The organism is Pedobacter sp. B4-66 (assembly GCF_018492665.1).
Taxonomy (GTDB): domain Bacteria; phylum Bacteroidota; class Bacteroidia; order Sphingobacteriales; family Sphingobacteriaceae; genus Pedobacter.
Genome location: NZ_JAFVME010000006.1, coordinates 380,283 through 404,597, shown reverse-complemented (window position 1 = coordinate 404,597; position 24,315 = coordinate 380,283). Strand labels below are relative to the sequence as shown.

Sequence of the window (24,315 nt, the reverse complement as noted above, 5' to 3'; positions counted from 1 at the left end):
TTGAGCAATATACTTGTATCAACTGATCAGAAAGTATCAAAATGCGTCTTTTATACTTTATAGATTTGTTTTAAGCACACCCCCCCGATTTACCTTCGGATATGTATTCATAGTGTAGTCTATTGATTTGCCCTTTTAGTTGGGGCGATAAGCTACGGTATTGCAAGGTACTTCTTTATCCTTGATTGTTAAGGATATTGGGAATTGGTGTCACATTTAAAAAGTATTAGTTTTTTATGAGTATGGTTAAAAATAGACCTTTTGTTATTAGGAAAATGAAACGTGGACTCTCCGTTGGTCTTGCTGCTTTATTGTTGGTAGGTTGTGCCGGTGGAGATAAGGACACTTCATCAGAGAATAACAAATTTGCGGACCATGTCCGGACAACAGAATTCCAGACGCCAGAAGAAGAGATGGCTGGTTTCACAGTTCCTGAGGGCTTTGAGATTTCATTGTTTGCTTCTGAGCCTGATATTACTAAACCGATTAACATGGAGTTTGATGATCAGGGCCGTCTATGGGTAACTCAATCTTCAGAATACCCAATAGCAGCGGGTCAGGGAGCAGGAAAGGATAGGATCACCATTTTGGAGGATCGTGATGGTGACGGACGTGCAGAGGTGTTCACGCCTTTTAATGACAATCTGAATATTCCAATCGGAATTATGCCGGTAGCAGATGGTGCTGTTGCCTATAGCATTCCCAATGTTTATCATTTTAAAGACAATAATGGTGATGGGAAGTCTGATAGTCAGGAGGTGCTTTTAGGAAAGTTTGGCTTTAAAGATACCCATGGTATGGTAAACAATTTTGTCAGGGGCTTTGATGGTTGGATTCATGCCTGTCATGGGTTTACCAATATTTCTAAAATTGCCGGGAAGGATGGAGATTCAATCACTATGGAATCGGGGAATACCTTTAGGTTCCGCCCTGATGGAAGTCGGGTAGAAAAAACAACAAACGGCCGTATTAATCCGTTTGGTTCTGCATACGATGAGCGTGGATATTTATATTCAGTAGATTGCCATAGTAAACCGATTTTCCAGTTAATCTCTGGTGGCGACTATCCTCAATGGGGAAAGAAGGATCCTGCAATTGGATATGCTCCTGAAATGATGAGCTATGAATTGGGGTCGACAGCTTTAGCGGGATTGGTGTACTATACAGATCAACAGTTTCCGGAAGAATACCAGAAAAGCTTTTTTACAGGTGATGTGGTGACCTGCCGTATAGACCGGAATACGGTTACATACCAGGGCGCAACACCAATCGCTAAAAAGGAAAAACCGTTTCTTACCAGTGAGGATCCATGGTTTAGACCGGTAGACGTTAAAACAGGACCTGATGGATCTATGTATGTTGCCGATTTCTATAACAAGATCATTGGTCACTATGAGGTTTCTTTAGACCACCCGGGACGTGACCGTTTGAGTGGACGTATCTGGAAGATCACCTATACAGGTAAAGATCGAAAAAAAGCTGTTCCCGTTACAAACTGGGCTAAAGCAAGTTTGAATGAACTCGTGAAGGGGTTAGATCACCCGCATCAAAGCATTCGTATGAAGGTGGCAGACCGCTTAGTGGAAGTACAAAAAGAAAAAGCAATACAACCTGTACTTGAAAGGGTAAAGGATGCTTCATCGTCTATTACCGGTTATATTCATGGTTTGTGGGTTCTTCACCGTCTGGGAGCTCTTTCAGATCAATTGCTTAAAGAAGCGTTGAATCATAGTAACCCTCTGGCTAAGCAACATGCACTTAGAATCCTTGCAGAGCGCAAAGGGTTGACCACTGAACAAGAGGGAACAGTACTGAATGCACTTGGAGATAAAGATCCATTTATACAACGTACTGCAGCAGAAGTGTTAAACAAGTTTCCAAATGTCAACTATGTTGAGCCATTGCTGAATCTATATGAAAGAACTCCTGTGGGAGATTCTCACTTAAAATATACAGCGCTGTTGGCAATGAGGAACAATCTTAGAGGTAAGGGAGTTGTAGGTCAAATTGTGAAAAAATCCTGGACCGGAGATAAACTTGCAGTGTTGGCAACGGCTATGCAAGATGTTCCTTCGCCAGCTGCTGCTTCGTTTGTGCTGAACTATATCCTGTCGCATGAAATTCCAACTGATAAATTACGGAAAAGCCTGGAGTATGTTGGAAGGTATGGTACGGCTTCAGAGTTGGATAAAAGTATCACCTTGATCACCGGAAAATTCTCTGACAACCAGGAAACACAGCTTTCCTTATACCAGAATCTAAAAGCAGGAATTGCGCAAAGTGGTACTCCTGTTACGCCTAAAATGCGTTCGTGGGGAATCCAATTGGCAGGGAAATTCTTGAATGATCAGGTTAAGGATGTCTGGATGAGTAAGCCTCAGGAAGACAGAGCTGAGGATTTTAGCCCGTGGAAAATGGAAGATGCCTTTTTAACCGATGTTGCTCCGGCTTTTAGAATTTATTTTAGTGAGAAAAACGGATACAAACCACGTGCTACCTTGTATACTACATCATTTAAGCTTCCTAATGAGCTTAGTATGAATGTATTTGATAATGACGTTGACAGAATGGATGAAAAGATAGGATTATCTAAAAACGCTATCCGTATCCGCTTAGCAAATGGGGGTAAAGTAATAGGAGAATATCGTGTTAACCAAAAAGATAAAGCACAATTCAAGGATTTGATCAAAACAACTTCGTTTGATCTAAAGAAATATGCAGGACAGATGGGGTATATTGAAGTAGTGGATAGTTCGGAAAACGGTGCTATCGGCATCGGGAAACTAAATCCTGCCGTGGTTGATATGCCTCGTTATACACCTTCTGATAAAGATGAATACCGTTTACAGGCTGCAGAGATTGCCGGAGATTACAAATCAGAGAATCTTAAGCCCGCTTTAAGGAAAGTGGTTCAATCATCTTGGATCAACCCTAATACCCGTTTGGCTGCTGCAGGTGCATTAACTAATATGCCATCTGCCTCAGACGCAGCTTTGCTAGGTGCTATTTTTATCAATAAATCCGAGTCTGCGCTTTTAAGAGAAAAGCTGGCAGTTTACTTAGGCCAATTACAAAGCAAAGAGGCTTTCCAGTATCTGAAAGATGGTTTAGCAGGGAGCACAAGGCCAATACAATTGGCAGCTGCTACGGTATTATCCGGTTCGTCATTAGGAATTGAAAACTTGTTACATGCGGTAAATGCCAAGCAGTTACCTGCTGATCTTCTTGCCGAGTTTAAGATAAAGGAGGGGCTTTTAAAGAATGCAAATGCCAGTCAGCTTAGTCAAATCAAGAAATTATTGGCAAGTGGGGAGAATGAAAGAACTGCCCGGAAAAAACTGATCGAAGATAGGATCGCTAAGTTTGAGAATACCGGTAAGCGTAAAGAAAAGGGAGGTGCCCTGTTTAAAACCAATTGTGCAATCTGCCATCAGGTGAGTGGTACAGGAGGAATGATCGGTCCACAACTCGATGGTATTGGTAATTGGGGCCCAAGGGCGTTGACTGAAAAGATTTTGGATCCGAACAGAAACATCTCTGAGTCTTTCCGTACCTACAACATTGTAATGAAGAATGGTAAACAAGAAACAGGCCTGTACAGACGTACCGAAGGAGAAGTGATCGTTTTTGCTGACAATGGTGGCAAGGAGTTCAAGATTTCGAAAAAGGACATGAAATCTTATACCCCTTCTCAATATACATTAATGCCGGATCAGTTCAGGCATGTGTTGTCTGAAGAGGAGTTTAGTTCATTGATGGAGTATTTATTAAGTATAAAATAAGTTCATAAAAAGTTTTAAAAATGAAAATTACTTCAACGCTTTTATGGTCTGTCCCTCTAATCGCAGTAATGGCGGTTAGAGGTATGGCACAGGTTAATCCCCCTAAAAAAGGGGGGGGTAATTTTAAAAAGCACATACTCAACAATACGTTTGTTTCTGAGGGTGTTGCCGTCGCAGACATAAATAGGGATGGGAAAAAAGATATTATTGCCGGTGCGTACTGGTTTGAGGCACCTCGCTGGACACAGCATGAATTGGCAGCACCTCAAGCTTTCGAGTTTGATAAAGGTTATAGCAATGCATTTCTGAACTTTGCCCTTGATGTTAACCTGGATGGTTGGATGGATATCATCAGGGTTGATTTTCCGGGTAAGGCAGTGGTATGGCATGAAAATCCGAAAAATGCAGCAGGTCATTGGAAAGAACACCCCATTTACCACTCATTTGGTAATGAGACCCCACGTTTTGTAGATATGGATGGTGATGGCCGTCCGGATTTAATTGGCAATGACTCAGAAGGTAAGGAAGTGATCTGGCTACAGGCACCGGTAAAGAAAGGAGATACAGCCTGGAAGAAATTTATAGTTAGCTCTGATAAGGATCTGGGTACCCATCAGTTTACGCATGGATTGGGTGCCGAGGATTTGAATGGTGATGGCAGGCGCGATGTACTGATCAACAAAGGTTGGTGGGAGGCGCCAGCTTCACCGAGTGGTGAGAACTGGTTGTTCCATGCTTCAAATTTTGGCGAGGATTGTTCGCAAATGTACGTGATGGATGTGAATGGAGATGGTTTAAAAGATGTTATCAGTTCATCAGCTCATAATTACGGAATCTGGTGGCATGAGCAGAAAAAAAGCAGTTCTGGAGAAATAAGCTGGATCAAGCATGTTATTGATAATAAGTTTTCGCAAACCCATAGTTTGATTTTGAAAGATATGAACAAGGATGGTCGTCCGGATCTTGTTACCGGAAAGCGATTCTTCGCTCATAACGGTAATGACCCCGGAGCAAGGGAGCCTGCTGTTTTATACTGGTATGAATATATGCCAAATAAAGCGCCTTTTTGGAAGGCGCATCAGATTGATGATAACTCAGGGGTTGGGCTTGGCTTTGTTGTGGAAGATGTGAACGGAGATGGTCTTCAGGATGTTGTGGTGTCCAATAAGAAGGGGGTGCATTACTTTCAGCAGAAATCAAAAGGAAAATAAACAGTTCTATAAATTCTATAAATAATGGTAAGATTTGGTATTAATACTTTTTTATTCACTGGCGCCTTTACTAATTCTAGTATAGCCTTGTTCCCTCTTTTTAAATCATGGGGTTTTGACACTGTAGAAATAGCTTTAGACAATCCTTCAATAATAGATGTTAAATTAGTTAAAAGGGCACTGGAAGATTGTGGGTTGGTTTGTGGATCTGTTTGTGCGGCCATGGGGCCTGGTCGGGATCTTCGTGGAAGTAATGAGGAGCAGGCTGAAGCGATGGAATACATTAAATCTTGTATTGAGGTAGTAGCAGCCTTAGGTGCTTCGGTACTGGGTGGACCATTATATTCGGTAGTGGGGCGGGCGGCTTTTGAGGAGGAAGATGCATATCGTTCACAATGGGAAACTGTTGTAAATCATTTTAAAGTGCTAAGCAAGCATGCTCAGGATTTTGGGGTGAAATTAGCTATAGAGCCTATTAATCGCTATGAAACCGACTTTATTAATACGGCCGAACAGGCCATGAATTTAATTTCAGCAGTTGGAAACCCCTCACTATTCATTCATTTGGATAGTTTTCATATGAACATTGAGGAGAAACATCCTGATGCATCCATAATGAAAGTAGGAGATAAGCTAGGGCTTTTTCATGCTTGTGGTATAGATAGAGGTACTCCGGGAAATGATCATACCAATTGGGGTAAGTTAATGACTGCCCTAAAGAAAATAAACTATGAAGGTGATATCGTAATCGAATCCTTTACACCAGAGGTTAAGGTGATAGCAAAGGCCGCTTCTATCTGGAGAAATACGGAGCCTTCGGCTGAGGATATCGCAGTGAAAGGTTTAGCGTTTTTACGTAGTCAATGGAGTAATTCTTCATGTATTTAATGGTTTTTAGTTGTAACAGTTAAATATTAATAGAATTGAGAATTATTGACGATCGAGACTTAATTGTTCGCCTTCAGGTGGATGATATGGATGCTTTCAATGCACTATACTGGAAATACCAATTGAAACTGTATGCAAATATCTTTAAGCTTCTTAAAGATAAGAACGCTACTGAGGATGTTTTGCAAGAAGTATTTATTACACTTTGGGAAAAACGACTTACAGTTGATCCGGATAATCAGATTGGCGGATGGCTCTTTACTATAAGCTATAATAAAGCTATTAATTACCTCAAGAAATCCTTGAAAGAATCATTGATTTTTGAAGAGTTAAATGAGGAGCTGCAGTTTTCAGGTGAAAGTGCAATTGTCTATAGAGATGTTCAATTGGAGTTAATAGAAAAGGCTGTTGTCCAGCTTTCTCCTCAAAAAAGAAAAGTATTTGATCTCTGTAAAATACAAGGCAAAACATATGAGGAGACCGCTAAAGAGTTGAATATTTCTAAACATACAGTGAAAGAATATTTATCTGGAGCGGTGACAAATGTTAAGGAGTATGTGAATTTTCACTCGCAGGCATCAACTCCTTTTTTCTACTTGGTCTGTCTTTACCAATTCTTCCATTAATAATGTTTTTCAATTCTATTAATAGTGATAATTATTTCGGGATAGCCCCCCCGATTGTAACAATGTCTTGTATTTACTATACATTCTGGTTGGTATAATGCAATAAATGGATCAAGGTGTCAGGGTGATTTTAATATTATGGATAGCAAAAAAGATATACTAATTCAATTGTTGAGTAAGGAAAAGTGGTCATCCTCAGAAAGATTGTGGCTCCTGGATTACTTAGAGGGAAATAGTGAACATACAGAAGAGCTAAAGCATTTAATGCAGAAACAATTTGAAGCAGATATAGAGGGAGCTGAGTCGCCAAGTTTCGACGATTCAAAAAGAGTTTTAGATAAAATACATAGTAAAATTGAAAAAAAGAAACCGGTTAGCAATGGTCTTGTGGTTACACTAAGATGGCAAAAATTTACTGCTGCAGCTGTGTTTATTGGAGGGCTTTTCTTTAGTATCTACCACTTTTCGAACAGAGATATCGCAAATGTAGATCAGGTAAAGCAAACGGGGTATGCTTCAACGAAGGATATCTTGCCAGGAGGAGATAAAGCCATATTGACCAAAGGAGATGGGTCAAAGACTGTATTGAAGGATGGGAAAATAACGTATAACCCATCTGGAACTAAAGAGAAAAAGAATCAGTATAATATGATAACTACACCAAGAAGTGGTAGTTATCAGGTTCAACTTCCTGACGGTACAAATGTGTGGTTAAATGCTGCATCATCTATTCGCTTTCCAACGGATTTTACCGGAAATGAAAGAAGAGTAGAGATCCAGGGAGAAGCATTCTTTTCGGTTACAAAGAATGCTAAAAAACCTTTTATTGTTAGCGTAAATGATGCTGAAATTAAGGTTTTGGGGACTGAGTTTAATGTGATGGCCTATCAAGATGAAAAGGCTTTGAAAACTACCCTGGTTGAGGGATCGGTTGTATTTTCAAATCATGGAGGTAAGGAAGTGGTTCTTAAACCCGGGCAACAGTCTTTGCTGACAAAGATGGGCGATATAGAGGTGCTTGATCATGTTAATATAGATAATGTGGTGGCATGGAAAAATGGATTTTTCGATTTTAATGGAGATAATATTGAGTCGGTAACCCGACAGTTAGCAAGGTGGTATGATGTTGAAATTGTAATGGATAAATCAAGTAATGATTTATTCTATGCAAAAATCCCTAAAAACACCATGCTTTTAGATGTACTAAAGGCTTTAGAGCTAACAGGTAAAGTTCGTTTTGAAGTTCAGGATAGAAAAATTAACGTAATTAATTAATAAAATCTCAGGGATATGAAATAGAGTAGAAAAATAATAGCTGAATCAAAATAAAAAACCGGAAATGCTCGCAACATTTCCGGTCAATTTATTTGGTTCTTCCAAAAAAGAAAATATCAGATAGTATAGTATTAATTGTTTAAACCAAAAACCAAATATATGGATTTATTCTCATGCGACAAATATTGTCAGTTTCGAAAGAGCTTGTTTAAGATGCTTTTGCTTATGAATATTACAACTGTTTTTATATTAGCCGTTTGTGTTTCCGTTAGTGCGAAGGGATTTTCACAGGACGTAAACATCAATGAAACCAATGCTACACTTGAATCGGTGTTCAATAAAATTAACCAGCAAACCGGTTATACCTTTGTTTACACAAAAAGCCTTCTTGAAAAAGGAAAGAAGGTAAGTGTAAAAAGTAAAGGCTCATTAGAGAATATACTTGAGCTTTGTTTTAAGGATCAGCCTATTACGTACACGATTCTAAACAAAATGATCATCATTAAGGAAAAAAATGTACCTTCTTTAAAAGCACCACCAGTCGTTAAAGAAGTACAAGTAAAACCTTTAGAGGGTATTGTTACAGATGAATCCGGCGCTCCTTTGCCGGGTGTTTCTGTGGTAATAAAGGGTAGTAAAATAGGAGTGGTTACAGATAAAGATGGCCGCTACACCTTATCTCTCCCTGATGATGCAAAGATCGTATTGGAATTTTCAAGCGTTGGGTTTCATACTCAGAGCTTTACCTTATCTAATCAAACTGAATTAAATGTTGTATTGAAAATGGATACAGCCGGCTTGGATGAGGTAGTTGTAGTAGGTTATGGTACCCAGAAAAAACTAAGTTTAACCGGTGCAGTTTCGAACATTAAAGGGGAAGACATTATGACCACCAAGACCCCTTCTTTAGCTGTGGCTTTGGCTGGGAAAGTTCCGGGTTTGCAAATACGCCAGCAAAGCGGAATGCCCGGTGATTTTAATACCATGGTAAACGTAAGGGGCTTTGGTACTCCTCTTTTTGTAATTGATGGGGTTGTGAGAGATGGAGATAAGGAATTCCAGAAAATTAACCCTGAGGATATAGAAAGTATCAGTGTTTTAAAAGATGCAACAGCTGCAATTTATGGTATCAATTCTAGTAATGGAGCAATTATAGTTACTACAAAAAGTGGTCGTAAAGGACCAATGGAGATTAACTACAGTGGATTGGTTGGAGTTTCTTCACCTACAGAACGTACGCAGATGCTCAATGTGGCCCAGTATGAAGAAATCAGAAATGAGGCAGAAATAAATGCAGGTAGAGCACCTTTATATGCTACTCCTGAAGAGTTATTACAACGTTCCAGTTTGCCTATGGTGGATTGGTATCATGAGGTTTTTAAAAAATCTACTCTTCAACAGCAGCACAACCTGACAATGCAGGGAGGTAATGAGAAGCTTTCTGCATTTACAAGTATCGGCTATACAACGGATAATGGTTTACTTAAAAGTGGCGATATTGGTTATGATAAATATTCTTTTAGAAGCAATATAAAAGCTCAGGTAACCAAAAACTTAACCGCGGATGTGAATCTTTCAGGATTTGTTGATAAGAGATATCAGCCTGGTACCTGGGATGATGCTTTCTTTTACCTTTCAAAAGCAACTTTTGGGGTTATCCCTTCAGAGACTGTTTATGCGAATAATAACCCAAAATATTTTAATAGACCATTTCCGATTAATGATAACCCTGTTGCTTTTTCTGATAAAGATTATTTTGGATACAGGGAATGGAGAAATAAATTCTTTCAATCATCAATAAGCCTAACCTATCAGGTTCCTGGTATAACTGGTTTGAAATTTAAAGCACTTGGTGCTTTTGATGCAAAGGTATTTACGGCAACAAAAGTGCAAAAATCGGTCGAAACATTTTCTTACTCTCCGGATAATGGGGGTAAGTATTCTGCACATAAAAATCAGGTGCCCTCTATACAGGAAGAGAATAATATTTTCGGACGTATGGACTTGCAAGGTCAGCTTATTTACAATAAACGTTTTAATGATGCTCATAATGTGGGTGCTGTTATGGTTATGGAAGCAAAACAGGAGGATGAACGGTATTTGGGCGCCAGACGATTGTATTCGTTTTATACGATAGATAATATTGATAGAGCAGCAGAAACTGGCCAAACCAATGGAGGCTGGACTCAGAAAAAAACATATTTATCATATATCGGTCGTTTAAATTATGATTTTAAAGAAAAATATCTGGCTGAGTTTGCTTTTAGATATGATGGTTCTTACCGTTATGCACCTAAACAACGTTGGGGTTTCTTCCCGGTAGTTTCCCTTGGTTGGAGAATGTCTGAAGAGAATTTTATAAAGGATAATTTGTCATTTGTTTCCAATTTGAAACTAAGGGCTTCATACGGAAAAACAGGGCAGGATGCAGGTAATCCGTTCCAGTTTATTCCCGGATTTGTTAGCTCAGGCGGTTATGTTTTTTCAAATGGGCAATATACCAATGGGTATTCACTTTCCTCGTTGATGAATCAGAACCTGACCTGGTTTAAGGCTACAACAAGTGATATTGGGGTTGATCTTTCGCTATGGGATAATAAAATGGATTTCTCTTTTGATGTATATCGTAGAGATAGAACGGGACTTTTGGCTACCAGAGCGCAATCTTTGCCGAATACCTTTGGTGCTTCATTACCGCAGGAAAATCTTAACAGTGATAGGACAGAAGGGCTCGAGTTGATGATCGGGCACCGTAATCAGACTGGAGACTTTAAATATGGTGGAAACCTTACCATGAATTTTGCAAGATCAAAGACCCTTTATCAGGAAAGAGCTCCATTTAGAAGCAGCATGGATCGCTATAGAAATGGTCAGGAGAATAGGTGGATGGACATTGGTTGGGGATGGGATGTTACCGGGCAATTCCAGAATTTCGAAGAAATAAGGAATGCTCCTATTGAAACAGAAGACCGCGCGAATTCAACCACATTACCGGGTGATTATATACACAAAGATGTAAATGGAGATGGGTTAATTAACAGTAATGACAGGGTTCCGTTGTTTTGGAGTGGACAACCTAAAATACACTTTGGATTAAACACTTTCTTTAGTTACAAAAAGATTGGCTTAACCATGTTATGGCAAGGATCTGGGTTGAACTCAATGAGGTATAATGAGATTTTAGGAAATGTTCTGGCTTTTGATAACAGTAATTCTCCGGCATTTTTTTACGACCGATGGCATTTAGAAAACCCATACGATCCTAACAGTAAATGGATACCAGGATATTGGCCAGCGACTAGAAAGAATGCATATGATGCAGGTTCTACTCGAATTGAGAGTGATGCAAACAGGATTAGTGCCTTATATCTGAGGCTTAAGAGTGTAGAGTTGAGCTATAATTTTTCAGGTCCAGGTCTTCAATCTAAGGGAATAAAGAACTTGAGAGTATTCGCTAATGGGTATAATTTATTAGTCCTATGCAATGATTATTTAAAACAATTTGACCCGGAAATTTCAGATGGAAATGGATTTAACTATCCGATTTCAGTATCAGGTAGTTTAGGCGTAAACATAACTTTTTAATGATTGACTATGAAAAGGAATAATATATTATTTATAATAGGAGGGGTATTTATGCTCTCCTTAGGTGCATGTACTAAGTTCTTGGATGTAGAACCTAAAGATAGGCTTTCTGGAAATGCACTTTTTGCAAGTAATGAAGGTGTTGAAGCATATTTGGCAGGACTGTACAATAAACTACCTATCGAAGATTTTCGGTTTGATTATCGAACAGGCTTTAATTATGGTGGAAATTCTGGTGGAATGATAAGCGCGAATGCAACTCAGGATGTTATACACTCTGAATGGGGCGATCACTTGGGACAAACCGATAAACTTAATTATTGGGATGCGGGATACAAGTATATCAGAGAAGTAAATGATCTGAAATCGGCGATTCCTACAATGAATTTTACTGATGAGAAACGTTATAATCAGTTAAAAGGTGAGGCCCACTTTTTCTTGGCCTACACATATTATCAGTTGGCAAAGAGGTATGGTGGGGTTCCATTGGTTTTAGCTTCGCAGGAGTATCGTGGCGAAATTGATAAGCTAAAGCTTCCGAGAAGTACAGAAGTGGAAACATGGAAGTATGTTTTGGCACAATGTGATTCTGCAGCGCTTTTACTTCCGGATAATAATGGTAAGAAAGCAACAAAATGGGTTGCGCTTGCATTAAAGTCACGTGCAGCTCTTCATGCAGCATCGGTTGGGAAGTTTTGGGATGAAGCTGCCTTGACAGGTGAAGCCGTTAGTAAAAAGTTTGTTGGTGGAATGGGGACACAGGATGTTCAGTTTTTTTACCAGGAATGCATTAATGCTTCAGCTGAAATTATGCGATCAGGGAAATTTAATCTGTATAAACCAGAGCCGTCAACATTAGATGAGGCAGCAGAGAACTATAGAATGGTTTTTAATCAGGCACAAAATGCTTCTCCGGAGATCATATTTTCTAAAGGCTATACCTATCCTGGTGTGGCTCATAGTATGGGAACATGGCATCAACCTAATCAATTGAGTAAGGAATATGCCGGACGTGCGAACATTACTTTAGATCTTGTGGATGCCTATGAATACATTAGTAGTTCTGGAATTGGGTCAGGTGCAGCGTCTGCAAACATTAAAACAAGAATAGATAAGAACGAAGATTATTCCGGCTATCAAAATGGAAGTGCAGCAAGTTTTATCAAATATGCCACTCCTACTGATATTTTTAAAGGCAAGGATCCAAGGTTGTCGGCTAGTGTGATTTTGCCTGGCTCAAATTGGAAAAATACCAATATTGTCATCCAGGGAGGAATTGTTAAAGCAGATGGTTCATCAATCTGGTTGGCTAATGACCCTTATACTTTTGACGGGAAGACCTATTATGGTAAAGGAAATGGAAGTGAATCACTTTATTCAGGTTGGGTAGGTAACAGATCAAACGGTACAATTACAGGCTTTCTATTAAAAAAATATTTAAGTGATGGAGATGATCAAACTCAAAATCAGGTGACTACCGAGTTCCCGGATATGCGTTTTGCTGAAGTGCTTTTGAATTATGCTGAAGCAGTTGTGGAAAGTGGATTACCTACCCCTCCAAATGTTATTGATGCAAAAACTGCGCTTAATAAAACAAGACATAGAGCCGGATTTAAAGACGATTTAGAGTTAACCTCAAAGAATGTGCAACAAGAGAGACGTGTGGAAATGGCAATAGAGTATACACGTATCTGGGACTTAATGAGAAGAAGAGAATTTCATAAAATATTTAATGGCAATTTTCAAAGACACGCATTGGTACCTATGTTAGATTTTACGGAAACTCCTGCCAAATACATTTTTGTAAGATATACCATTCCTGAACCTGGGGGAGCAAAATGGTTTGAAACGAAGGCATATTACAGGCCTATCCCGGGAATAGAAGGAAACTCTTTGACTCAAAATCCTAATTATTAATTCTAAACGAATTTGAAAGATGAGAAAATTTAAGAATATATGTTTATTGGCATGCGCTTTAGTGGTTTTTAGTTCATGTGAGCTGGATAATTATGATGCGCCAAATGTATCGCTACACGGTTCCTTTATTGATAATGTTACAGGTGAGCTTGTAGAACAGGATATTGTTGGTGGTACTAAAATTATTTTTGTAGAACGTGGTTTTAAGAATCCTGAAGAGCAAAATATGGTTGTGAAAACAGATGGTACGTATAGAAACGAACTTATGTTTGCAGGGGAGTATGATCTATATTTTAACGAAAGTAATTTTGTTCTCCCGGATACACTTAAGAGAAAAGAGCTAAAGCAGAGAGAAAATAAACTTGATTTTATTGTACAGCCTTATATTCGAATAACAAACAAGAAAATTGAAAGAATCGGAAATAAAATTGTTGCCACTTTTTCTATCAAACCAACTGTGGATAAAAAGGTAAGACAAGTGGGGCTATTCGCACATGTTGACTATGTTGTTGGAGATAGATTTAAGTTAGTTGAATCAAAACAGGATGTCAATGCTATTGTGGCTAATGAAACGGAATACAAATTAGAAATTGATTTGAATTCTAATAATGGAAGTAAATTGAAACCCAATAAAGAATATTACTTTAGAGTTGGGGCTTTAATTGATGGCAATGGTGCAAGGTATAACTATGCGTCGGCAGTTAAAATTACTATTTAGGAGTTTTAGAAATTAAAATATTGTTATGAAAGGTTTATCTATTATAAAAACGAGTTTATTAATCACCTGTTTGGTGTTTTTTTACACAACAAATAAGGCAAGTGTAGGGAAGCCGGACAATAAAGTTTTTTGTTTCTACTATAATTGGTATGGGAATGAAAAATTGGATGGTAAAGAGGTGCATTGGGCTCATCCTGTAATGAAACAATCGGCTAAGGATAAGGACCTGGGAAGTATTCCCGGGAAAAACAATTTGGCGAGTAACTTTTTTCCTCAATTAAAAAACTACAGCAGTAACGACCCTCAGGTTGTAGCAAAGCACATGAAAATGATGGCAGATGCCCGCATTGGAGTGGTTGTGCTTACCTGGTGGAGAAATATGGATTTGGGATTAAAGTCGATTCCACTAATCTTAGATGAAGCCAATAAAAAGGGCCTTAAAGTAAGCTTTCATTTGGAACCTTATGGAGGTAGAAGTGCAAAATCTGTACGGGATGACATTCAGGAAATCTTAAAACTATATGGAAAGCATCCGGCTTTTTATAGAAATAACGGTAAACCCTGGTTTTTCATTTATGATTCCTATTTAACCGGTTTTGAGGAGTGGACCTCTTTATTAAAGCCTGACGGGAAGATATCAATAAGAAATACACCATTAGATGTAGTTATGATTGGTTTATGGGTTAAGAAAGGAGAAGAAGAGTTTTTTGAAAAATCAGGCTTCGATGGTTTTTATACTTATTTCGGTGCTACAAATTTTACTTATGGTTCATCTCCAGGAAATTGGAATTATATGCAGAATTGGGCGACGAAACACGACAAGATATTTATCCCTTGTGTTGGCCCTGGTTATATTGACACCCGAGTTCGCCCATGGAATGCAGTGACAATCCGTGATCGAAATAATGGTAAATATTATGATAATATGTTTGGGGATGCTATACGTAGCAAAGCAAGCTATGTAGGTATCACATCTTTTAATGAATGGCATGAGGGTACTCAGATTGAACCTGCAGTACCTTTTAAGGATCCCGGATTTAATTATTTAGATTATTCTCCTTTGGCTCCTGATTATTATTTGAAACGTACGGCTTATTGGGTAGATCAATTAGCTAAATCCAGAAAAGCTAAATAATAGAGATAGTAAAAATCCTTATTGAATATTAAAGAACGACTCGTTAAGAGTCGTTCTTTTTATTTAACTATTAATTCCGCTCCGGTTAAGCAGTAGAAAAGATTCTGAAGTTGATGAACATACGCTAACTTATAATCTAGCATCGCGATTTCACCATCCATAGGTTGCAGATCATCATTTAATACAAATTGGTGTCCGTTTTTCTTTTCCAGAACATAAGTGGTTTCAAAACCTTCTTCATATTCAAACTCAAATTTCTCAAAGCCAAATTTTACCAACCATTCTTCCGATAAACGTATTGGCTCCATTAAACCTGCCGAATCAATATCCGATCCATAAGGTATTTGCTCCGGATGCCCGTGGTCTAATGTATAATTGCCTATTCGTAATTCGCTTGAGTCCATAATAAATTCTTAAAGCGCAAAAATAGGATAATATCTTATTTAATAACTATTTTCGAGCCTTCAGTTAATTCTTCGCTGGCTGTTTTTACAATCTGATCTTCCGGTTCTAACTCTCCAAAAACTTCCTGAACTTCACCTTTTCTGATACCAACCGACACAGGTATTCTTGAAACAACATTGTTTACTACCTTAATAACAAAAGTTCCTGATTGTGCATTTGCGATGCTACTAACCGGCAACCAGATGGTAGGGGCAGACCTGCGCATATTTAGTTTTACCTGTGCATACTCGCCACCGCCAAGTTCACCGGAACTGTTGTTAACGTCAAATTCAGCCGTTATTGATCTGGATTGTTGATCAAGTACTCCACTTTTCCGAGATAACTTTGACTGAAATACCTTGCCTGGATGATTTGCAACCGTGAAAGAAACCTTTGTTTCTTTACTTATAGAGTGTCCGTGTTTTTCGGGAATGGCTACAGTTAACCTTAGATTTTTGGTTTGGGCTATAGAGAACAGAGCCGTTTGTGAGCCTTCGCCTACTAAAGCTCCAACTGAAACCTTTTTGTCTGTAATAACGCCATCAAAAGGGGCAGTAATTCTTAAGTATTGTTGCAATTGAGCAGAAACACCTGTTTTTGCTTTTACAGAAGCATACGCCGCACTATCGCTGCGGAATTTGCTTCTTGCCCTATCTAATTCAATTTCGGCTACTGCACCAGATTTAGCAGATGCTTTTTTAAGCCGATCATAGGACTGCCGACTATACAAATAATCTTCATAGAATTTGTTTTCATCTGATTTTGCTGCAAGGTATTGCTGAGTAATTTCCGGCGCTTCCAGTATTGCCAGCAATTGGCCCTTACTAACCTTGTTTCCCCTATCAACCATAATGCTTTTAACAAAACCCTTTACTTTTGGATATAAAACAACTTCCTCAAAAGCTTTAAGTTCTCCCGGCAGTTCCAAGGAGTATTCCGGTTGATCTAAAACCGGAGTAATTACCTCTACATATACCGTTTTCTTAGTTTTTGGCTGTTCAGCTTTAGGCTTTTCACCCCCACATGCAGCTATTAATAATAAAATAGGAAGTAGGTAAGAGAGTTTAATGTATTGTTTATTAATGATTTGTTTCATGATTCAATTATTGATCAGTAGTTGGGATTAAGACATTTTTTAGATTAGCATTTTCAGGATCATCCGGATCTAGTGAGGGGCTATTTCTGCTTTTGTTTTTCATAACCAGGGTATACAGATGTGGCAATACCAATAGTGCAGTTAAAGTTGATAATATTAGTCCGCCAATTACCGCCTGACCAAGTGGAGCAACCTGCTCACCTCCTTCGCCCATGCCTAACGACATTGGGATCATTCCGGCAATCATGGCAAGCGTAGTCATGATGATTGGCCTAAGTCTGGATGAAGCCGCAAGGAATGCTGCTTGTTTGGAGGCAAGACCATGCTTTAAACGATTTACTTCAGCCTGGTTGATCATCAGTACAGCGTTTGAAACCGAAACACCAACCGACATGATAATACCCATGTAAGACTGTAAGTTCAGCGTGCTCCCACAAATAATGAGCATAATTAAACTGCCGCCTATTACGGCCGGAACTACTGATAAGATCAACCCTGATACCGCGAAGGATTGGTAATAAGCAGTTAACATTAAAAATATGACCACTATGGCTACCAATAACCCTGTCTGAAGTCCGGAAAGTGTATCTTCAAGCAATTGCATTAATCCTTCGCTAGAAACAATAATACCTCTTGGAGGCTCACCAACTGCTTTAATGGCCTCCTTTACGGCCTTTGATGCCGCGCCAAGGTCAGACTGATGGGTGTTTGCAAGTACACTGACATATCTGTTTGGCCCCTGTCTGTTAACCTGGGCAGGAAGTTTAACCATTGATAAGGTTGCTACATCTTCCAGAACTGGCCCCGAGGCCCCAGATTTTAGTGGTAATGATCTCAATTTATCAAGTGACTGCATATCAGCCTCAGGTATCTGAACCTGTACCTGAAACACCAATCCAGATTTTGGATCTACCCATAAATTTTTATTGGTAAAACGTGTAGAGGAAGTTGCTATAGTAAGCGTACGGGCAACGTCTTCCATTGTTAAACCAAACTGAGCTGCAAGTTCACGGTTCACATCGATTTGAATACTTGGTGAATTAACAGGTTCCGCTATCCTGATATCTCTTAGTGAAGGTATTTTTAACAGTTCCGCCTCAATTTTTTTGGCAAACTTTTCTGCTCCCTTCAACTGAGGTGCAGCTACCTTAATTTGAATGGGAGTCATAGCTCCCTGACTCATGATCTTTTCTACCAATTCTATCGGCTCAAAACTGATCTTAAGTTCAGGTATGTTCAATTGTATCTCTTTACGGATAGATTCCTTTAGCGAAGCAATTGATCCGGTAAAAATATGCTGATCTATAGAAACCTGCAATACAGATTCGTGAGAGCCACTTGTAAATAAAAAGATAGGATTAATGGCTGATGAAGACGGTTGTAATCCGACAAAAGCAGAGCTGATTTTTATTGCATTTTCTGGCAATTGCTCCTGAATAATACTGGTAACTTTTTTCAGGTAGGCTTCTGATTTTTCTAAGCGACTACCTTCAGGTGCCACAATCCTTAACTGGATATCGCCACTATTACTTGCCGGAAGTATGTCCGCTCCAATGATTAGTGATCCTGTGGTGATCAGCACTAAAACTATCAGTGTATAGATTCCCAATACACCTGCAATTCTGTCTTGTCCATATTTGGTAACGGAAAGGTAACGCTGTTTAAACTTCTCAAATCTGGTGAGTTTTTTCACTTCATTGTTCGGCTTATGATGAACCAGTAGTTCAGGTTTCATTAGCCAGTTGGCCAAAATAGGTACAAAGGTTTGTGAGGCTATAAATGAAGCAATCATGGCAAAAGCAACCGCCATAGAAAGCGGCATAAACATATCCTTAGGTATGCCAGTCATCATAAATGAAGGTATTAGCACCGCCAGGATACAAAACAAGATCAGGATTTTTGGAATAGAGATTTCCAACAATGCATCCAGAATTGCCCGTTGCTTGGGCTTTTCCATTTCAAAATGCTGATGAATGTTTTCTATCGTTACCGTGGCTTCGTCTACGAGTATTCCTATGGCCAGTGCCAGGCCGCTTAGCGTCATCACATTAATGGTTTGGCCAAACATATACAGCATAATTACGGCCGAAAGTATGGCAATAGGTATAGTTAGTACAACAATTAGCGCGCCTCGTGAATCGCCCAGAAACAGGAAAACCATAATCCCGGTAAGCACTGCGCCAAGTACACCTTCATGGATCAGATTTTCCAATGAGCGTTCTATGTATCCTGATTGATCAAATACATATTTGAGGTCCACATCTTCGGGCATAGCAGCTTTTAACTTGGGAATTGCGGCCTTTAGGTTTTCTACAACTTTTAAAGTAGAGGCATCTGCTTTTTTGATAACAGGCAGATAAACAGATCTTTTTCCGTTAATGATGGCATAGCCCGCAGTTACATCTGCTGCGTCTTCTACTGAAGCGATGTCTTTTATGAAAATGGTGTTGCCGGCTGTAAGCTTTACCGGAATATTCAGGAATTCCTCAGGCCCTTTGGCAATTGAGTTTAAAGGGCTCATCAGGTTTTGATCACCAATTCGGATATTTCCGGCAGGAGAGGGGAAGTTGTTTTTAGCAATTGCCATGGTTACTTCCTGGGCCGACAAACCGTAGGATTGCATCAATTCTGGGTTTACTTTTACTACCATGGTACGTGCATTTCCACCAAATGGTGCAGGTGCCGTTACCCCGGGTATGGTCACAAACATGGGCCTGATCTTAGTCAGTGCGAGTGTTTGAAGCTCAGTAATCGAACGTTTGGAACTTTCAAATACTAACTGACCAATGGGCATTGAGCTACCGTCAAACCTTACTACCTGAGGCGGAACTGCTCCTGGTGGCAGAAAGCCCATTGCTCTGGAAACCTGTGCTGAGAGTTCTCCTGAGGCTTGAGCCATATCAGTTCCCGGATAAAACGTGAGCTTCATTAGCGTGAAACCTTGGACACTTTTAAAGTCAATATCTTTTACTCCGCTAACAAAAATCAGTACTTTTTGGAATTCATTGGCCATAAAGCCATCCATGTAAGCAGGGGTAAGGCCACCATAGGGCATGGCTATATAAATTACAGGAAGTTCAACCTTAGGGAAGATATCTACATTTATATTTCGTATTGCTGTGAAAGAGAAATAAGTGATAGCAATTATAGCTACCATTATAGTGAGTGGTTTTTTTAGGGCAAACCTAATCATGTTCATAGTGCTTAATTAAAATGGTTGAGTAAATAAGAAAAGTCGCCCGAAATTTCAGCCTGAGCGGTAATCAGGTTCCAGTAATTCTGACCGGCTTGAATGTTTTCACGCTCTGCAGTCTGTAGTAATGACTGGATTTGAAGCAGTTCAATAAGATTGATCAGTCCGCCCTCATAACGGGATAAATAAAGCTCATAAGCATCTGAGGCCTTTTGAAACGCCTTACCACTTTCTTTTAGTAATTGCTCCTGCTGATTAATCCTTGATGATAAAGCCTGCAAAGAAGTATTCATTTGTAACTTCTGAAGGTTGTATTTTGCCTGAACCCCTTCAATGGTTTTCTGCGATCGTTTCTTTTCGAGGGAGCTGGTATAAGCTCCGCTAATATTCCAGCTCAACCCGATTCCTACGAGGTAGTTGTTGGCGAAATTCTGGTATCCCGAGCCCAATCCATTATCTGTAATTCCGTTTTTTCCAATGCCGCTACCTCTGGTGGATACTCCTCCCAGAATGGATAACGATGGAAATATTTTACGGGAGACTACCTGCTCCCTGGCTTTTTCGTAGCGCAATTGCTTATCAATAACCTGGAGGTAAGGATGGTCTTTTTTTACGCTATCAGTGGGTGTATTTTCGTGCTTATCTAATACTTGCTCTTGCAAAGACCAATCCTGTAATGGAACAACCTCATAAAAACTGGCTTTACTTGCTTCATATTTACCAAGCCATTCGTGCCTTACCGCTAAAGCTTGCGAATAAGCAGAAGAGGCAAGTGCGGTATCAGCTCCGGGCTTTAGTCCTGCTAATGATAAGCTAACCGATAAATCAAGGATTTGGTTAACTCGTTTTACGTTTTTTTCTGCCCATTTCAAATTGGCATTACTGTAATAAATATCAAGATACAGCCTGCTAACTTTAGCATGTAAGGCCAATTGCGCGGCATCGTAACTACTTTGAGCACCCTGAGCCTGGTATTCGGCTGCATCAATTGCTTTACGCTGTTTACCAAATTCAAAAACCTTCCAGTCTACAACTGCCGATCCAAAAGTGTTCCCCGTTGTCTGAACTTCACTACCTAAAGGCGAATTGTTACCTGTAACATTAAAAACCCCGGGAACCGGGAAAAAAGCCCCGCTACTCCCCTGAAAAGTTCCATAAGAGTTTTGTGCCTGCAGTTGTACCTGAGGGATGGATTTGCTTTGAACCTCCTTTTTACGGATTTTATATTCACCAACAGCAGCAATGCGCTCGGCCAAACCCGGATAAGTTCTGTCAGCTTCTGCAAAAGCTTCTTTAAGTGTTAATGTATTTTTCTGCTGGGCTTTTACTTGCGTGGCAAATGCCATTAGCACCAAACAGGATAATTGAAGAGTGTACTTCATTCTCTTTAAAAATTAAATTATAGAATTGGGCAATAGTAAACCGGTACCGGAATTTAATCCAGTACTAAATGGGCGGTAAAACCGCAATTCGATAATTCTATATTAAGAGAAGTCTGTTCTGCAGGAACAGGGGAAGTTGAGACCAATGCAGTAGCGAATACGGAACTGGTAATCGTAAATTATCTTTAAAGACAGTGAACAGCGAAATAAGGAAAGCAGGTAACAGGCAGTAAAGCGCCATAAATAATGCGTTTCCAGAATTGTGCTGACTGGCAAATGATAGTAGATCGTTTTTGGTATCAGAGAGTTTTTGACAAGCGATTTTAGTCATTTTTCCACTTTGCATGGTTGACACAGTGTCGCTTGAAAGGAAATATTGGATACCTTTTCTAACCACGCATGACGAAAGTACCACAAGCATAATCAACAGGCAAGCACTCAAAAGCCTGTAGCCTCTAAGGTTTATTCTGTTTAATTTATACTCAATTGGTTTCCTCATTGGGAGCAAAAGTAGTGTTTTTAAATTAAACCTGTTTAAAAAGATAGGGGTTTGAACGGAAATGGTATGGTACTTTTTAGGTTTGTATGATGCAAAACGCCTCTTCAACCCCGATTTAAAGCCAAAAGTTATTTTTTTAGAATCCAAAAACATTATGAAGGGTGAAATGGTTATATAAGTGCAAGAGTTTCATTGTACTAACCAGATTTTCATAATATTAACGCGCTTATGAAGAAAACAACTACTAATGCATATAACCTACTTGGTCTGCTGTTTATTGGTTGTTTTCTCTTTGTTAGTGAAACACAAGCACAATTGATTAAATACGAGAGTAAAGACTCTCTAAATGGAAAACCTAAAATCAGTTCTTTTCTGATTGGCCGTTTAAAATTGAACGGTATTTATGACATTAGTGGAAATCTACACGGAAACAGCTCCTTTCTGATTCATGAAAATGATGTATACGGCCGAAATAAACCTGCCTTTTGGGTAGACATGAGGCAAAGCCAGCTTCGTTTTTCATCAACCACACAACTTCGTAATGGCAATGAGATAAAATCAATGCTGGAAGGTGATTTTGAAGGAGGGCCCAATCGTACTTCCTTGTTCAGACTTCGCCATGCCTGGATTAAATATGCCCACTTTACATTGGGGCAAAACTGGTCTACTTTTGGTGATCCTGATTTATGGCCTGCTAGTTTGCTTGACTGGGATGGACCTACCGGAATGGTGTTGAGCAGAAGAATTCAACTTAATTATAGAAATAAATTTAGCAAAAAAAGTAGGACTGGTTATGAACTTGCTATCGAGCAAATGGAACCCAGAAGGCTATTTGATTATACTACTAACGTAGATTTTGGTGTCGATTATGCACCCAGGAGGATTCCTGACGTGATAGGTGCTTTAAGATATGATTACGATAATGGGGGCTTTTTAAAAGTTGCCGGGATATACCGAAATATTGGTTACGATTCTAAAAACATACAGACAACTACCACTGATTTTAAGTATAAAACTGCAAATGGTTGGGGCCTAACAGGTATGGCTAGTATATTTTTTAATAAAAAATCTGGCCTCGTAAACAACCTACAGGCGCAATGGAATATTGGAAAAGGCATTTCAGATTATTTTTTAGCTGTTGGTGGATCCGGTCTGGATGGCTTTGCTAATGAAAATGGACAGGGTATATTAAATCTGTTAGATGTCCATTCCGGTTTTGTTTCTTATCAGCGGTTTTGGACGGCCAAGTTCCATACCATGGTAATTGCTTCTTACAACCACTTTTCGGGCGGAGAGGGAACTGTTGACACTTGGAACGAAATGACCAATTACCACTTCACTTTAAATCTCTCCTATAATTTATTGGATAACCTGATGATTGGTTTTGAACCCCAAATAGGTTATAAAGAACTTAAAATCGATCAAAACACCACCAAAGGGAAAGATGCTGTACGTATAAACTTCGGAATGTTGTATAATTTTTAAACGCTTAAAAATAAACGATGATGAAAAGAATACTGATGTTTTTAATGATGGTGCTGTTGCTACAGGTAGCTTACGGCCAGAAACCAAGAATTATAATTCTTGCCACAGGCGGAACTATTGCAGGTCAGGGGGCTTCGGCAGATCGTGCCGGTTATACAGCAGGTAAAATTCCGGTAGCCGATTTAATAGGCACAATACCATCCATAAAAAATGTTGCAGAGGTAAGTGGCGAACAGATTTCAGCTGTAGGTAGTCAGGATATGAGTTTGGAAATCTGGAAAAAACTCGCAGTAAGAATCAATGAGATTTTTAGCAAAAAAGAAGCTGATGGAATTGTGATTACCCATGGTACAGATACACAAGAAGAAACTGCCTATTTTCTGGATTTGGTAGTGGCATACGATAACCCGGTGGTATTAACGGGCGCTATGCGGGCATCAACAGCGATTAGTGCGGATGGGCCTAAAAATCTATTTGATGCAATTACACTTGCTGCAGATCCTAAAAGCAAGGGAAGGGGAGTTTTGGTTTCCTTTAATGAATCCATCTTTAATTCAAGAGATGTTACTAAACTAAGTACCACTAAAGTAAACGCGTTTGGTGCACCTAATAGTGGAGCTATTGGGCAGGTATTTGATGGAAAGGTTGAGTTTTATAAAAGTTCAGATCGCCAGGTTTCTCCCTTGCCTCAGTTCAAGGTAGATGACAATACTGTTTTTCCAAAAGTAGAAATCGTTTATACTTATGCCGATGCCTCTCCGGCATATCTCGATCTTCTAATTAAAGAAAAGGCTGCAGGTATTGTTATTGCCGGAGTGGGTAATGGGAATTTTTCAAAAGCATTTACCAGCTCAGTTAAAAAAGCGGTGGCTGCAGGAATTGTAGTTTGCAGGGCAAGCAGGTGCGTATCCGGAAGAGTTGTAGAGGATGGTGAGGTTGATGATAAAGAATTAGGAACGATTGTAACGGATGACTTAAACCCACAAAAAGCCCGGATACTGATCATGCTGGGCTTGTTGAAAACGCACAATACCGCTGAACTTCAGCAATATTTTTTACGCTATTAAAAGATTTTAAAC

General features: G+C 39.3%; 16 protein-coding genes. 11 read left to right on the top strand and 5 right to left on the bottom strand.

Annotated features, from left to right (window positions below; genetic code table 11):
* Window positions 1–236 precede the first annotated feature (236 nt).
* From J1905_RS13440 to J1905_RS13400, 9 genes are all read left to right on the top strand, one after another.
* Complete coding sequence (locus J1905_RS13440; RefSeq protein ID WP_214227794.1) at window positions 237–3,782, top strand: PVC-type heme-binding CxxCH protein; 3,546 nt, start codon at window positions 237–239, stop codon at window positions 3,780–3,782.
* A gap of 20 nt (window positions 3,783–3,802) precedes the next feature.
* On the top strand, window positions 3,803–4,993 hold the full coding sequence (locus J1905_RS13435) for an FG-GAP repeat domain-containing protein (protein WP_214227793.1): 1,191 nt from the start codon (window positions 3,803–3,805) through the stop codon (window positions 4,991–4,993).
* Between the two features lie 24 nt (window positions 4,994–5,017).
* Window positions 5,018–5,881 carry a sugar phosphate isomerase/epimerase family protein gene (locus J1905_RS13430; protein ID WP_214227792.1) on the top strand — a complete coding sequence of 288 codons (864 nt, stop codon included), beginning with the start codon at window positions 5,018–5,020 and terminating at the stop codon, window positions 5,879–5,881.
* 35 nt (window positions 5,882–5,916) lie between these two features.
* Entirely contained in the window at window positions 5,917–6,507 is a 591-nt protein-coding gene (locus tag J1905_RS13425) for an RNA polymerase sigma factor (protein WP_214227791.1), read from the top strand.
* Window positions 6,508–6,645: 138 nt separating this feature from the next.
* Window positions 6,646–7,782, top strand: a complete 1,137-nt coding sequence (locus J1905_RS13420; protein WP_214227790.1) for a FecR family protein — start codon at window positions 6,646–6,648, stop codon at window positions 7,780–7,782.
* A gap of 225 nt (window positions 7,783–8,007) precedes the next feature.
* Window positions 8,008–11,367, top strand: coding sequence for a SusC/RagA family TonB-linked outer membrane protein (locus J1905_RS13415; RefSeq protein WP_214227789.1), 3,360 nt, complete (start codon window positions 8,008–8,010; stop codon window positions 11,365–11,367).
* Window positions 11,368–11,376: 9 nt separating this feature from the next.
* Window positions 11,377–13,284: a RagB/SusD family nutrient uptake outer membrane protein gene (locus tag J1905_RS13410; RefSeq protein ID WP_214227788.1), complete on the top strand. Its 1,908-nt coding sequence runs from the start codon at window positions 11,377–11,379 to the stop codon at window positions 13,282–13,284.
* Between the two features lie 19 nt (window positions 13,285–13,303).
* Window positions 13,304–14,002, top strand: a complete 699-nt coding sequence (locus J1905_RS13405; protein WP_214227787.1) for a DUF3823 domain-containing protein — start codon at window positions 13,304–13,306, stop codon at window positions 14,000–14,002.
* A gap of 25 nt (window positions 14,003–14,027) precedes the next feature.
* Entirely contained in the window at window positions 14,028–15,137 is a 1,110-nt protein-coding gene (locus tag J1905_RS13400; protein ID WP_214227786.1) for a glycoside hydrolase family 71/99 protein, read from the top strand.
* Between the two features lie 59 nt (window positions 15,138–15,196).
* Here J1905_RS13400 and J1905_RS13395 read toward each other — a convergent pair whose 3' ends face one another.
* From J1905_RS13395 to J1905_RS13375, 5 genes are all read right to left on the bottom strand, one after another.
* Window positions 15,197–15,541, bottom strand: a complete 345-nt coding sequence (locus J1905_RS13395; protein ID WP_214227785.1) for a hypothetical protein — start codon at window positions 15,539–15,541, stop codon at window positions 15,197–15,199.
* Between the two features lie 35 nt (window positions 15,542–15,576).
* Complete coding sequence (locus J1905_RS13390; protein ID WP_214227784.1) at window positions 15,577–16,677, bottom strand: efflux RND transporter periplasmic adaptor subunit; 1,101 nt, start codon at window positions 16,675–16,677, stop codon at window positions 15,577–15,579.
* Window positions 16,678–16,684: 7 nt separating this feature from the next.
* Window positions 16,685–19,870: an efflux RND transporter permease subunit gene (locus tag J1905_RS13385; RefSeq protein WP_284445111.1), complete on the bottom strand. Its 3,186-nt coding sequence runs from the start codon at window positions 19,868–19,870 to the stop codon at window positions 16,685–16,687.
* Between the two features lie 11 nt (window positions 19,871–19,881).
* Window positions 19,882–21,252 (bottom strand): TolC family protein, encoded by a 1,371-nt coding sequence (locus tag J1905_RS13380; protein ID WP_214227782.1) that lies wholly within the window; start codon window positions 21,250–21,252, stop codon window positions 19,882–19,884.
* A gap of 97 nt (window positions 21,253–21,349) precedes the next feature.
* The gene (locus tag J1905_RS13375) at window positions 21,350–21,751 is read right to left on the bottom strand and encodes a hypothetical protein (protein ID WP_214227781.1); all 402 of its coding nucleotides are present in this window, start codon (window positions 21,749–21,751) and stop codon (window positions 21,350–21,352) included.
* 228 nt (window positions 21,752–21,979) lie between these two features.
* Here J1905_RS13375 and J1905_RS13370 point away from each other — a divergent pair, with 228 nt between their 5' ends.
* A complete protein-coding gene (locus tag J1905_RS13370; RefSeq protein WP_214227780.1) occupies window positions 21,980–23,236 on the top strand; it encodes a DcaP family trimeric outer membrane transporter in 1,257 nt (418 codons plus the stop codon).
* Window positions 23,237–23,253: 17 nt separating this feature from the next.
* Complete coding sequence (locus tag J1905_RS13365) at window positions 23,254–24,303, top strand: type II asparaginase (protein WP_250318093.1); 1,050 nt, start codon at window positions 23,254–23,256, stop codon at window positions 24,301–24,303.
* Window positions 24,304–24,315: the final 12 nt, after the last annotated feature.